Origin of the sequence: Leifsonia sp. P73, from assembly GCF_051059105.1 — a bacterium.
Lineage (GTDB): Bacteria > Actinomycetota > Actinomycetes > Actinomycetales > Microbacteriaceae > Leifsonia.
On sequence record NZ_CP194931.1, the window covers coordinates 3,443,838 to 3,456,757 of the forward strand.

8 protein-coding genes, 1 tRNA gene, 1 other RNA gene and 3 pseudogenes are annotated in these 12,920 nt (G+C 69.8%); 10 read left to right on the forward strand and 3 right to left on the reverse strand.

The window, feature by feature from the left end; all coding sequences use genetic code 11:
• The first annotated feature begins 11 nt into the window (after positions 1–11).
• From ACQ86L_RS17835 to ACQ86L_RS17865, 7 genes and pseudogenes are all read left to right on the forward strand, one after another.
• Positions 12–1,691 (forward strand): ABC transporter substrate-binding protein, encoded by a 1,680-nt coding sequence (locus ACQ86L_RS17835; RefSeq protein ID WP_434316600.1) that lies wholly within the window; start codon positions 12–14, stop codon positions 1,689–1,691.
• 97 nt (positions 1,692–1,788) lie between these two features.
• Positions 1,789–2,612, forward strand: a pseudogene (locus ACQ86L_RS17840) (ABC transporter ATP-binding protein).
• Positions 2,609–3,421 carry an ABC transporter ATP-binding protein gene (locus ACQ86L_RS17845; RefSeq protein ID WP_434316601.1) on the forward strand — a complete coding sequence of 271 codons (813 nt, stop codon included), beginning with the start codon at positions 2,609–2,611 and terminating at the stop codon, positions 3,419–3,421. The pseudogene ACQ86L_RS17840 and the gene ACQ86L_RS17845 overlap by 4 nt, the downstream one beginning before the upstream one ends.
• Entirely contained in the window at positions 3,418–4,497 is a 1,080-nt protein-coding gene (locus ACQ86L_RS17850; RefSeq protein WP_434316602.1) for an ABC transporter permease, read from the forward strand. Before ACQ86L_RS17845 ends, ACQ86L_RS17850 begins: the two co-directional genes overlap by 4 nt.
• An 8-nt stretch (positions 4,498–4,505) precedes the next feature.
• Entirely contained in the window at positions 4,506–5,534 is a 1,029-nt protein-coding gene (locus tag ACQ86L_RS17855; RefSeq protein ID WP_434316603.1) for an ABC transporter permease, read from the forward strand.
• Positions 5,531–7,797 (forward strand): annotated as a pseudogene (locus ACQ86L_RS17860) (glycoside hydrolase family 3 N-terminal domain-containing protein). Before ACQ86L_RS17855 ends, ACQ86L_RS17860 begins: the two are co-directional and overlap by 4 nt.
• Before the next feature lie 228 nt (positions 7,798–8,025).
• Entirely contained in the window at positions 8,026–9,864 is a 1,839-nt protein-coding gene (locus tag ACQ86L_RS17865) for an adenylyl cyclase (protein WP_434316604.1), read from the forward strand.
• 120 nt (positions 9,865–9,984) lie between these two features.
• Here the strand turns inward: ACQ86L_RS17865 and ACQ86L_RS17870 are convergent, their stop codons facing one another.
• From ACQ86L_RS17870 to ACQ86L_RS17880, 3 genes are all read right to left on the reverse strand, one after another.
• A complete protein-coding gene (locus ACQ86L_RS17870) occupies positions 9,985–10,458 on the reverse strand; it encodes a carboxymuconolactone decarboxylase family protein (protein ID WP_434316605.1) in 474 nt (157 codons plus the stop codon).
• Positions 10,455–10,814 (reverse strand): UBP-type zinc finger domain-containing protein, encoded by a 360-nt coding sequence (locus ACQ86L_RS17875; RefSeq protein WP_345837036.1) that lies wholly within the window; start codon positions 10,812–10,814, stop codon positions 10,455–10,457. The genes ACQ86L_RS17870 and ACQ86L_RS17875 overlap by 4 nt, the downstream gene beginning before the upstream one ends.
• A gap of 311 nt (positions 10,815–11,125) precedes the next feature.
• Positions 11,126–11,213: transfer RNA gene (locus ACQ86L_RS17880), tRNA-Ser, on the reverse strand.
• Between the two features lie 99 nt (positions 11,214–11,312).
• On the opposite strand from ACQ86L_RS17880, the gene ffs reads away from it, so the two are divergent.
• The 3 genes and pseudogenes from ffs to ACQ86L_RS17895 all read left to right on the forward strand — a co-directional run bounded on the left by ffs (position 11,313) and on the right by ACQ86L_RS17895 (position 12,920).
• Positions 11,313–11,409, forward strand: an RNA gene (ffs, locus tag ACQ86L_RS17885) — signal recognition particle sRNA small type.
• Positions 11,410–11,515: 106 nt separating this feature from the next.
• Positions 11,516–11,998: pseudogene (locus ACQ86L_RS17890) on the forward strand (DUF1254 domain-containing protein); the annotation flags it as partial.
• A gap of 100 nt (positions 11,999–12,098) precedes the next feature.
• The gene (locus tag ACQ86L_RS17895; protein WP_434318920.1) at positions 12,099–12,920 is read left to right on the forward strand and encodes a DUF1214 domain-containing protein; all 822 of its coding nucleotides are present in this window, start codon (positions 12,099–12,101) and stop codon (positions 12,918–12,920) included.

Genomic DNA, 12,920 nt, shown 5'->3' on the forward strand with positions numbered 1-12,920 from the left:
AAGGAGAAGCAATGAGGCTTAGGAAGTATCTGATCACGGCATCGGCGATCGCCGCCGTCGGCGCACTCGCGCTGACCGGCTGCTCGTCCGACGGCAAGTCCGCCGGCGGCACCGCCAGCACCGGCTCGCTCACCGTCGCCAAGCCGGATGGCGCGGCCATCCTGGCGACCCAGATCAACAACCCGTTCATCACCACCGGCTCGGGCATGTCGCTCGGCTACGACCGAATGATCTACGAGCCCCTCGCGATCGTCAACCCGGTCGGCAAGAACGAGACCACCCCGTGGCTCGCCTCGAAGGTGCAGTGGAACGCGGACTACACCCAGCTCACCGTCACCCCGCGCAAGAACGTCAAGTGGAGCGACGGCAAGGCGTTCACCGCCGACGACATCGTCTTCACCTACAACCTGATCAAGAACACTCCGGCTCTCGACCTCGGCGGCCTCAAGCTGACCGACGTCAAGAAGGACGGCGACAACGTGGTCCTGAACTTCAGCGAGTCGAAGTTCGTCAAGCAGGGCGACGTGCTGCAGGTCCCGATCGTCCCCGAGCACCAGTGGAAGTCCGTCGCCGACGCGACGAAGGACCCGGTGACGAACGCGGTCGGCACCGGCCCGTACACGATCAAGACCTTCTCGTCGCAGGGCGTCGTCCTCCAGGCGCGCAAGGACTACTGGGGCGGCACCGTCCCGGTGGCCCAGCTCAAGTACCTCGAGTACAACGACAACACCGGCCTCCTCCGCGCGCTGCAGAGCGGCGAGACCGACTGGGCGCAGATCTTCATCACCGACTACCAGAAGAACTACGTGGACAAGGACCCGAAGCACAACGTGTTCTGGGGCGCCAACGTCCTGAGCCCGGACATGATCGTGGTCAACACCGCGAAGGCCCCGTTCAACGACGTCGCGCTCCGCAAGGCCGTCAACATGGTCATCGACCGCAAGGCGCACGCGACGACCGCGCGCAGCAACGCCGGACCCGAGCTGACCAACGTGACGGGCATCCCGCAGCCGACCGGTGACCAGTACATCGCGTCCGACTACAAGGACCAGACCTTCAAGATCGACGTCGACGGCGCCAAGAAGGTCCTGACCGACGCCGGCTACACCTGGAAGTCCGGCGCGCTGACCGACCCGTCCGGCAAGGCGGTCTCCTTCACCCTGCAGGACCCGCAGGGCTGGAACGACTACGTCACGGGCATCCAGCTCGTCGCCACGCAGCTCAAGACCACGCTCGGCATCGACGCGAAGGTCGCGACTCCGGACGCCGACACCTGGTTCGCCAACGTCGCCTCCGGCAACTTCGACGCCGTGCTGCACTGGACCGGCTCCGGCTCGAACCCGTGGCACATCTACGACGACGTGATGAACTCCAGCTACCTCGACCAGGCCGCCGACGGCAAGGTCTCGGACAACTTCGGGCGCTACAGCAACCCGGACGCGACCGCCCTGCTGAAGGAGTACGCGCAGGCGTCCGACGACAGCGCCCGCACCGCCGCGCTGGACAAGCTGCAGAAGATCTTCGTGGACGACGTCCCGGCGATCCCGATCGGCACCCACCCGCAGCTCGCCGAGTACAACACCCGGAAGTTCGTCGGCTGGCCGAGCGAGAAGGACCAGTACGCGACCGCCGACCCGACCCAGCCGTCGGCCGTCCAGGTGCTGATGAACCTGAAGCCCGCGGGCAAGTAGTCGCCCGGAGCGACCTCACCCAACCCGTCCGGGGTGGGCGGCGGCCTCGTGCCGCCGTCCGCCCCGGGCGACCCGCGGACAGCATGAAAGCGACGCCATGACAGACTCCCTTCTCTCCGTGCGCGACTTCTCGGTCGTGTACGACGTCGACCCGCCGGTCGCGGCGGTCAAGAACGTCTCCCTCGACATCAAGCGCGGCGAGATCGTCGGCCTCGCCGGCGAGAGCGGCTGCGGCAAGACCACCCTCGCCTACGGGGTGCAGCGACTGCTCAGCCGCCGGCCGTCATCACGAGCGGCAGCGTCGTCTTCCACGACGAGGGCGGCGAGGACATCGACATCAACGCCCTTGACCCGGAGCAGATGCGCCGCTTCCGCTGGGACAAGACCTCGATGGTCTTCCAGGGGGCGATGAACGCCCTCAACCCGGTGGCCACCATCGGATCGCAGCTGGACGATGTGTTCCAGGTGCACCGGCCCGGGATGAGCAAGGCCGAGCGCCGCGCTGCCGTCGTCGAGCTCCTGGAGATCGTCAAGGTGGGCGGCCAGCGGGTGCGCTCCTACCCGCACGAGCTCTCGGGCGGCATGCGCCAGCGCGTGATGATCGCGATGGCCCTCGCCCTGCGTCCGCAGCTCATGGTCATGGACGAGCCGACGACCGCGCTGGACGTGCTCGTGCAGCGCGAGATCCTCAAGCAGATCTCCCAGCTCCGCCACGACTTCGGCTTCTCCGTCGTCTTCATCACGCACGACCTCCCGCTGCTGCTGGAGATCAGCGACCGGATCGCGATCATGCGCGACGGCGAGATCGTGGAGCTCGCCACCGCCGAGCAGATCTGGACGAACCCGCAGCACGAGTACACGCAGAAACTGCTGCAGTCGTTCCCGCGCCTCACCGGCGAGAGAGGAGTGGTCGTCCGATGACGACGCTCGAGTTCAAGAACGTCACCAAGATCTACAACGTCCGCGGCTCCGGGCAGCTCAAGGCCCTGGACGACGTCAGCTTCACGCTGGGCCAGCGCCAGACGATCGGCCTGGTCGGCCAGTCCGGCAGCGGCAAGTCCACGATCGCGAAGATCCTCACCCAGCTGGAGACGCCGACCCGCGGCGAGGTGCTGCTGGACGGCGCCCCGATCCCGCGGTCCGGCAAGCGGCTGCGGCAGTACCGCCAGCAGCTCCGGATGGTCTTCCAGGACCCGTTCGCCTCCCTGAACCCCTCGCACACGATCCGGCACCACATCGAGCGCCCGCTCCGGCTGGACCACGTGGTCCCGAAGGGCGAGGTGGACGACGAGGTCCGGCGCCTGCTGCGCCGCGTCCAGCTCGACGCGGACGCCGTGATCGACCGCCGCCCGCACGAGCTCTCCGGTGGACAGCGCCAGCGCGTCGCCATCGCCCGCGCCCTGGCCTCCCGGCCGACCCTGCTGGTCGCCGACGAGCCGGTGTCGATGCTCGACGTGTCGCTGCGCGTCGGCGTCCTCAACCTGCTCGCCGACCTGCAGCGCGAGGAAGGCCTCGGGGTGCTCTACATCACCCACGACCTGGCCACCGCGCGGCACTTCAGCGACGAGATCATCGTCCTCAACCAGGGCAGGATCGTCGAGCACGGCCCCGCCGACGACGTCATCCTCCGCCCGCAGGACCCGTACACCCGCGAGCTCCGCGCCGCGTCCCCCGACCCGGACAAGCACTTCGGCGCCCTGAGCGCACAGACTGCAGGAGGTGCGCTGTGAGCGCAGAGACCGTCAGAGCCGACGCTTCCCTCGACCCGACGCTCGTCGGCACGACCGCCACCCGGGCGGAGCGCCGCGGCGTCCGCGTCCCGTGGCGGTTCATCGGAGGCCGCGTGGCCTTCTACGTGTTCACCCTCTGGGCGGCGATCACGATCAACTTCTTCATCCCGCGCCTGATGAAGGGCGACGCCGTCTCCTCGTACATGGCGCGCAGTCAGGGCCAGCTCACCCCCGACGCCGAGAAGGCGCTGCGCCTCCTTTTCGGAGTCGACAAATCCGTGCCGCTCTGGCAGCAGTACCTCGACTACTGGAACATGCTGCTGCACGGCAACCTCGGCGTCTCCATCTCGACGGGCATGGCGCCGGTGGGCGACGCGATCGCCTCCGCCCTGCCGTGGACGCTCGGCCTGGTCGGCTTCGCCACGGTGGTCTCCTTCCTGATCGGCACCGGCCTCGGCGCGGTGATCGGCTGGCGGCGCGGCGGCAAGCTGGAGGTCTTCATCCCGATCACGACGTTCCTCGGCACGATCCCGTATTTCTGGCTCGGCCTGATCTTCATCGCGATCTTCTCCACGACGCTCGGCTGGTTCCCCGCGGGGCACGCCTACGAGCTGGGCGTGGACCCGGGCTGGAACGCCGACTTCATCGGCCAGGTGCTCTCGCACGGCGCCCTCCCGATGGCCACCATCGTGGTGGTCTCGATCGGCGGCTGGGTGCTCGGGATGCGCAACATGATGCTCACCGTGCTCGACGAGGACTACATCACCGTCGCGCAGGCGAAGGGCATGCCCGACCGGCGCGTGCTGTGGCGCTACGCCGCCCGCAACGCCGTGCTGCCGCAGATCCAGAGCTTCGCGCTCGCTCTCGGCTTCATCGTCAGCGGCACGATCGTGATGGAGATGGTGTTCTCCTATCCCGGCATCGGCCTGCTGCTGCTCAACGCGACCAACGCCAAGGACTATGCGCTCATGCAGGGCATCTTCCTCGTGCTCGTGCTCGCCGTCCTGATCGCGAACATCATCGCCGATATCGCGTACGCCATCCTCGACCCGCGCACTCGCCAGACGGAGGCCTGATCATGTCGATGCCCCAGACCGCTTTCATGCAGGCGGTGACCCCCGAGGCGCCTGCGCCGAAGAAGACCACCTTCTGGTCGCAGCTCAAGGCCTCCCTGGCCATGTTCAGCAACCCGAAGTCGGCCGCCGGCCTGATCATCCTGGGCGTGTTCGTGCTCGTCGCGATCTTCGCCCCGCTGCTCGCCCCGTACGACCCGAACGCGCAGAACCTGAAGGAGACGCTGCAGCCGCCGTCGTTCACCCACCTCCTGGGCACGACGCACATCGGCCAGGACGTCTTCAGCCAGCTCGTCTACGGGACCCGCGGCGTGCTCGTCGTCGGGTTCCTGGCGACGATCATGGCCACTGTCGTGGCGATCGTCGTCGGCGTGACCGCAGGCTATCTGCGCGGCTGGAAGAGCGAGTCGCTGTCGGCGCTGTCGAACGTCTTCCTCGTCATCCCGGGCCTGCCGCTGATGATCATCGTCGCCTCCCAGTTCCAGGACCCGCCGCTGCCGCTGATCGCCGCCGTGCTCGGCCTGACCGGCTGGGCGTGGGGCGCCCGCGTGCTGCGCGCGCAGACCATGTCGCTGCGCAACCGGGACTTCATCCAGGCCGCTCGGGCGAACGGCGAGCCGCTGCACCGGGTGATCCTGGTGGAGATGCTGCCGAACCTGCTGGCGATCATCGCCTCCAGCTTCGTCGGCACCATGACGGCCGCGGTGCTGGGCCTGACCACGCTCGCGTTCATCGGCGTCATCCCGGTGTCGAACCTGAACTGGGGAACCATCCTGTTCTGGGCGCAGCAGAACAACGCGTTCCCGGACTACTGGTGGTGGTACGTCCCCGCCGGCCTGTGCATCGCGCTGCTCGGCGTCTCCCTCGCGCTGATCAACTTCGGCATCGACGAGTACGTCAACCCGCGCCTGCGTTCGGCGGGGGAGCGCGCCCGCGCCATGAAGCGCAAGGGCATGAACGTCAACGCCGCCGTCACGCAGGTGCGCACGACCTCCACCACGGCCCCGGCCGCAGCGACCCCGGAAAGCAACACCGCATGACTTCGATCCTCCCGTCCACCACCACCGTTCCCGCAGAGGAGGCACTCCCGTACCAGGACCCGTCGCTGACGACCGCCGAGCGCGTTCGCGACCTCCTCGACCGGATGACGGTGGAGGAGAAGGTCGGCCAGATGCTGCAGCTCGACGCGCGCGACGACCTCCAGGACCACGTCCTGCGGCGTCACGTCGGCTCGATCCTGCACACCTCCCCGGAGCGCATCCTGGAGGCCAACCGGCTCACCGCGCAGACCCGGCTGCGGATCCCGCTGCTCGTGGGCGAGGACTGCATCCACGGCCACTCGTTCTGGCCCGGCGCGACGATCTACCCGACGCAGCTCGGCATGGCCGCGTCGTGGGACGCGGAGCTGATCGAGCGCGTCGCCCGTGCCAGCGCGGAGGAGGTCGCCGTCACCGGCGTGCACTGGACCTTCTCCCCAGTGCTCTGCATCGCCCGCGACCTCCGCTGGGGGCGCATCAGCGAGACGTTCGGCGAGGACCCGTTCCTCATCGGCGAGCTCGCCAGCGCGATGGTCCGCGGCTACCAGGGCGACGGCCTGGACGACCCGACCGCGATCCTCGCGACCGCCAAGCACTTCGCCGGCTACTCGGAGACCCAGGGCGGCCGGGACGCGAGCGAGGCCGACATCTCGCGGCGCAAGCTGCGGAGCTGGTTCCTGCCGCCGTTCGAGCGGGTCGCCCGCGAGGGCTGCCGGACGTTCATGCTCGGCTACCAGAGCACCGACGGCGTGCCGATCACGGTGAACGACTGGCTGCTCAGCGAGGTGCTGCGCGGCGAGTGGGGCTACACCGGCACGCTCATCACGGACTGGGACAACGTCGGCCGGATGGTCTGGGAGCAGAAGGTCCAACCCGACTACGCCCACGCCGCGGCCGCCGCCGTGAAGGCCGGCAACGACATGGTGATGACGACCCCGGGCTTCTACGAGGGCGCGCTGGAGGCCGTCGCGCAGGGACTGCTCGCGGAGGACGCCTTCGACGCCGCCGTCGCCCGCATCCTGACGCTGAAGTTCGACCTCGGCCTGTTCGAGGACCCGCGCCTGCCGTCGCCCTCGCTGGACGACGTGGTCGGCAGCGCCGCGCATGCGGAACTGAACCTGGAGATCGCGCGCCGCTCGATCGTGCTGCTGGAGAACGACGGGACGCTGCCGCTGGCGTCGTCGTCGCCGCTGCGCGTCGCCCTGGTCGGCCCGCTGGCCGACGACGCCCAGACCCAGCTCGGCGACTGGGCTGGCGGCTCCGGCCAGGCCGGCTGGCTCGACGGCCAGCCGCGCGAGATGATCACCACCGTGCTCGACGGCCTGAGCGCGATCGACGGCTGGACCGTGACGCACGCGCGCGGCGCCGACATCCTGACGCTGGAGGACGACCCGCGCGGCGCGACGTTCCAGGACGGGCAGCCGCGGCCTCCCGTGGTGGTGCCGTGCGCGCCGGACGCGGACCTGATCGCCGAGGCGGTGGCCGCCGCAGCGTCGTCGGATGTCGTCGTGGCCGTGGTCGGCGACCGCATCGAGCTCGTCGGCGAGGGCCGCTCCACCGCGACGCTGGAGCTGATCGGCGGCCAGAACGCGCTGCTGGACGCGATGATCGCGACCGGCAAGCCGGTGGTCGTGGTGCTCCTGGCCTCCAAGCCGCTGGTGCTGCCGCCGTCGGTGTCGAGGGCCGCCGCGGTGCTGTGGGCGGCGAACCCGGGCATGAAGGGCGGCCAGGCCCTCGCGGAGCTCATCGCCGGCCGGGTCGAGCCCTCGGGCCGCCTCCCCTCTCGTTCGCCCGCCACGTCGGCCAGCAGCCGACCTACTACAACCAGCTCCGCGGCCAGCACGGCGACCGCTACGCGGACCTGACCCAGGCGCCCGCGTGGGCGTTCGGCCAGGGCCTGTCGTATACGACGGTGACGTACGCGGACCTGACGCTCGCCGCCGGCTCGCTCGGCGTCGCGGACTCCATCGAGGCCTCCGTGACGGTCACGAACACAGGCTCCCGCCCGGTCCGCGAGACGGTGCAGGTCTACGTCCGCGACCAGGTCACGAGCGTGAGCTGGGCCGACAAGGAGCTGAAGACGTACCGGCAGGTGGAACTGGCCCCGGGCGAGTCGGCGCGTGTGCGCCTGACGCTGCCGGTCGCCGAGTGCACGATCGTGGACGCCGCCGGCGACCGCCGCGTGGAGGCGGGGGAGTTCGAGCTCCTGGTCGGCGCGTCGTCCCGGGACGCCGACCTCCTGGTGGCCGGGTTCGAAGTGCGGTGAGTTGGGCAGGAGATTCGGATGAAATCTCCTGCCCAACGCGGTACGGAAGGAGTTTCCCGCGCGTGTCGCGGCGAGGCTCCTTCGGAACGGTCGGGTCTCGACATCCCGACCGACCGGTTCTACAGTGCTGGGCGTTGCACTCTCGACGGTCAGCGGCGTCCGTCGGGGGACCGACACTCGGGCTTCGGGGGCGCCGCATCGTCTTTTTCCAGGGAAGAAGGTTCATCGGTGCCTACATCGTCACAACACGCAACCGGCCGGCGCCGCGGCCATCGCATCGCAGCGATCGCCGCCGCAGCCGCCGTCGTCCTCGGCGTCTTCGCCACCGCCCAGGGCGCCGTCGCGTCCCCGGCCCCGCCCGGTCCCGACCTCGGCCCGAACGTCATCGTGTTCACGCCGGACATGCCGCAGTCGCAGATCCAGGCGAAGGTCGACGCGATCGCCGCCCAGCAGGTGAACGACGAGATGGGCACCGGCCGGTACGCGCTGCTCTTCGCCCCGGGCACGTACGGCACGCCGGCGAACCCGCTGCGGTTCCAGGTCGGCTACTACACCGAGGTCGCCGGGCTCGGTGCGTCGCCCGACGATGTGACGATCAACGGCTCCGTCGACGTGTACAACCGCTGCTTCACCGACGGGAGCGGGTGCATCGCGCTCGACAACTTCTGGCGCTCGATCTCCAACCTCCACATCGCCGTCGCCGGCGGGTCGGGCTGCCAGACGAACACCGAGTTCTGGGCGGTGTCGCAGGCCGCCCCGATGCGGCGGATGGACATCACCGGGGGCGGTATGTCGCTGATGGACTACTGCACCGCAGGTCCCCAGTACGCCAGCGGCGGCTTCCTCGCCGACTCGAAGGTCAGCGCGACGATCGTCAACGGCAGCCAGCAGCAGTTCTACGTGCGCGACTCGTCGATCGGAGGATGGTCGAACGCGGTGTGGAACCAGGTGTTCTCCGGCGTGCAGGGCGCGCCCGCGCAGAGCTTCCCGACGCCGCCGTACACCACGCTCGCGAGCACGCCGGCCTCCCGCGAGAAGCCGTACCTCGTGCAGGGCGCCGGCGGCCTCTCCGTCGTCGTGCCGCCCGCGACGACGGGTTCGAGCGGCACGAGTTGGACGTCGGGCTCTGCTGGGCGCACCATCCCGCTGTCCGACTTCTACGTGGCGAAGCCGGACGACTCGATCGCCCGGATCAACGCGGCGCTCGCCGGAGGCAAGAACCTCCTGCTGACGCCCGGGGTCTACTCGATCGACCGCTCCATCCACGTCAAGCGGGCGGGCACAGTCGTGCTGGGCCTCGGCCTCGCGACGCTCACCGCGGAGAACGGCTCGACGCCGCTGGTCGTGGACGACGTCCCCGGCGTCGACGTCGCCGGGCTCACCGTGGACGCCGGACCGGTGAACTCGGACGTCCTGGTTCGGGTCGGCACGAAGCACCAGCGCGGCCAGGGCGGCTCGACCGCCGCCGACCCGATCTCGCTGCAGGATGTCTTCCTGCGCGTCGGCGGCCCGCACGCCGGCAAGGCGACCGTCGGGGTCCAGGTCGACAGCGACCATGTGCTCCTGGACGACCTGTGGCTCTGGCGCGCCGACCACGGGACCGGGGTGGGCTGGACCCAGAACACCTCCGACACCGGCCTGATCGTGAACGGCGACGACGTCACCGCCACCGGCCTGTTCGTGGAGCACTTCCAGAAGTACAACGTGATCTGGAACGGCGAGAACGGCCGGACCGTGTTCTTCCAGAACGAGCTGCCGTACGACGCGCCGGACCAGGCCGCCTGGCAGCACGACGGGACGCTCGGCTACGCCGCGTACAAAGTGGCAGACACGGTGAAGACGCACGAGCTGTGGGGCGCGGGCAGCTACATCTACACCAACGTCGACCCGACCCTCCACGCGAGCCGCGCGTTCGAGGTGCCGCTGACGCCGGGCGTGCGGCTGCACGACCTGAGCACGGTGTCACTGAACAAGGCCGGGACGATCGACCACGTGGTCAACGACACCGGCAACGCGGTGACGCCGACGCACCAGGGGCCGGAGACCGTGACGGAGTACGGGGGCTGAGGCAGGCGCGTGGTTTGGGCAGGAGATCTCCCGGAGATCTCCTGCCCAACGCCGCTTCGAAGGAGTCTCCCGCGCGTGTCGCCGCAAGACTCCTTCGAAAACGTTGACCTGCCGCGCGCGTCAGCGCACCAACCGCCCCTTCCCGTCCCGCGGGTTCACCCGGTGCCCGCTGAGGATCGAGATCCGGTTGAACGCGTTGATCGCCACGGCGAGCCACTCGGCGGCGACGTACGCGGCCTCGCCGAGCACCGCTCGCGCCCCGGCGAGGTCCGCGCGGGCGTCCTCGGTCAGCGGCAGGAGCGTCGCCGCCTCCGCGATGGCCAGCACCGCCCTGTCCCGCTCGTCGTAGAGCTCCGCGTCCCGCCAGGCCGGGAGCATGTCCAGTTTCTGCTGGGGGACGCCCGCCGTCCTGGCCTCCCGCGAGTGCAGGTCGAGGCAGTAGGCGCAGGCATTGAGCTGGGAGGCCCGCACCTTGAGGAGCTCGACCTGCTGCGCCGTCAGCCCGTGGGCGAGCGCGCCCTCCGCCACGACGACGGACCAGGCTCGTGCGGCCAGCCAGGCCTCGGGCGCCGACTTGTCCAGGTAGGGGTTCACTCGGCGTCCGCCCGCCGCTGGAGGAGGGTGCGCCAGTCGGCGGGGAGCCGGCTCGCCGGTCCGGGAACGCCCTGATCCTCCGGGTGGCTCGTCGCGGGAGCCAGCTCCGGCCCCTCCGCGTACTGGTCGGTGCGGAAGTCCCAGTACCAGTCCTCGCCCGGCTCGAAGCTCTGGATGTAGGGATGCCCGGTCGCCGCGGCGTGCGCGCGGGCGTGCCGCGAGAGCGAGTCGTCGCAGCAGCCGACGTGCCCGCACGCGGCGCAGCGGCGCAGGTGCACCCACCAGCCGCCCTCGGCCTCGCATTCGACGCAGCCGGTGCCGCTCGGCGGCGCGCTGGGGTCGATTCCGTCCGTCATCTCCGCCCCTTCGGTCGTGGGAAGGCTCACTCTAGTGTGCGCGCGACGTGGGCTCGGGGCCGGAGATGGAACGAAGGCCCCGCTTCCGCGATATGGGCGGAAGTTGGGGCCGTCGAATGGCGGAGAATGGGGGATTCGAACCGCACCCCGCGGCGCATCTCGAAACTGTTGGCGGAGAATGGGGGATTCGAGCGCCTGGTGAGCGCTGTGCGCGCACCCCGCGGCGCATCTCGAAACTGTTGGCGGAGAATGGGGGATTCGAGCGCCTGGTGAGCGCTGTGCGCGCACCCCGCGGCGCATCTCGAAACTGTTGGCGGAGAATGGGGGATTCGAACCCCCGAGGGCTTGCACCCAACACGCTTTCCAAGCGTGCGCCATAGGCCACTAGGCGAATTCTCCTGGGTTGCCACCACCCTGCGGGCGACGGCTCACAATATCTTAGCGGACGCCGGGGGCCCCGCTGTGCACGGCCTCCCAGGCGGACCCGCTACACTGGTTGGCGGCTCCCCACGTGGCGCCATCCAGGCCAACTCCCCCAGGGCGGAAACGCAGCAAGGGTAACCGGGCTCTGGCGGGTGCGTGGGGGGTCTTTTTCGTGTTCAGGCACCCGTCACACGCGCCGCGTAGAGTGTGGGCAGCACAGCAGCTGACCTATGTTCTACGCTTTGTAGAATGACACTCCGACGAGTCGAGGTGCGCGTATGACCGAGCAGGAAACTGTCGAGCACGGGATCGCCGAGCTCGCCTCCGAAGCGTTCGTCGTCGGGTTCCCGCTCGTGTTCGATCTGGAGCAGGTCGGTCGGTTCACCCGCGAGGGGCTCGGTGCGGTGCCGCCCACGCCGTTCAACGCGTTCGGGCACGCCCGCACGCTGGCCGGCCCGGAGACCACCTTCGTCTCGGTCAACAACGACACCCTGTACTCGATCGCGCAGCTCGACCTGAGCATCGGGCCGGTCCGGCTCTCCGTGCCCGCGGTCGGCGACCGGTACTACGTGCTCCAGTTCGTCGACGCCTGGACGAACAACTTCGCCTACGTCGGCACCCGGGCCACCGGCTCGGCGGCGGGTGAGTTCCTGCTCGTCCCGCCCGGCTGGGAGGACGAAGCCGGGGGCGAACAGCGAGCCGAATACACGGTCGTCCGGTTCCCGACCCGCGTCGGCACGATCGTCGGACGCTGGGCGGTGGCGGGGGAGGACGACCTCCTCGCCGTGCACGCCCTCCAGGACGCGACCACGCTCACCCCGACGCTGGAGACGTCTCGCGCCGCCGGCGGGCATCCCGGAGGTGGCGGCCGGCCCGACCGAGGCGCTGACCTTCTTCGAGCGGATGCGGGTGTGGTCGCAGGAGTTCCCACCGGCCGACCACGACCGGGACGCGCTGGCGACGTACGAACCGATCGGGCTCACGGGGGCGACGCCGATCGGCGAGCTGCCGGAGGACGTCCGTTCCGCGCTCGAGGAGGGGTACGCGGTGGGCAAGCAGGCGCTCGAGTCGTCACTGCACACGACCGTGCCTACGACCGACGGCTGGCAGGTCAACCTCCACGTCTTCGACTACAACACCGACTTCTTCGAGGTCGGCGCGCTCGACAACCGCGGCTGGCAGCTCACCGACCCGACCACCCGCTACGCCCGCCGGGCCGGCGCCGCGCTCGGCGGGCTGTGGGGCAACCACGGGTACGAGGCCGCGTACTTCCCGACCTACGTGGACGCTGCCGGCCAGCAGCTCAGCGGCGCGCACGTCTACCGGCTGCGGCTGAGCCCGACCCCGCCCGTGCGCGCGTTCTGGTCGCTGACCATGTACGACCTCCCGCACTTCTTCCTGGTGACGAACCCGATCGGGCGGTACTCGATCGGCGACCGCACCCCCGGCATCGTGTACGACGACGACGGCGGACTGACCATCACGATCAGCGCGACCCGGCCGGCCGACGCGAAGGCCGCCGCCAACTGGCTGCCGGCTCCGGAGGGGGAGTTCCGGCCGCTGCTGAGGCTGTACGCCCCCGGCGCCGCGGTGCTCGACGGCAGCTATCGCCTCGCACCGATCGAGCGCACAGACAGCGACGACGACAGTGCAGACAGCATCACAGACGAGGAGACCCGCTGA

Bases quoted from the DNA above. Each gene is read 5' to 3' on its own strand.
- ACQ86L_RS17835 (WP_434316600.1), top strand. From the start codon at position 12: ATGAGGCTTAGGAAGTATCTGATCACGGCATCGGCGATCGCCGCCGTC.
- ACQ86L_RS17845 (WP_434316601.1), top strand. From the start codon at position 2,609: ATGACGACGCTCGAGTTCAAGAACGTCACCAAGATCTACAACGTCCGC.
- ACQ86L_RS17855 (WP_434316603.1), top strand. From the start codon at position 4,506: ATGCCCCAGACCGCTTTCATGCAGGCGGTGACCCCCGAGGCGCCTGCG.
- ACQ86L_RS17875 (WP_345837036.1), bottom strand. From the start codon at position 10,814: ATGACGGACGGAATCGACCCCAGCGCGCCGCCGAGCGGCACCGGCTGC.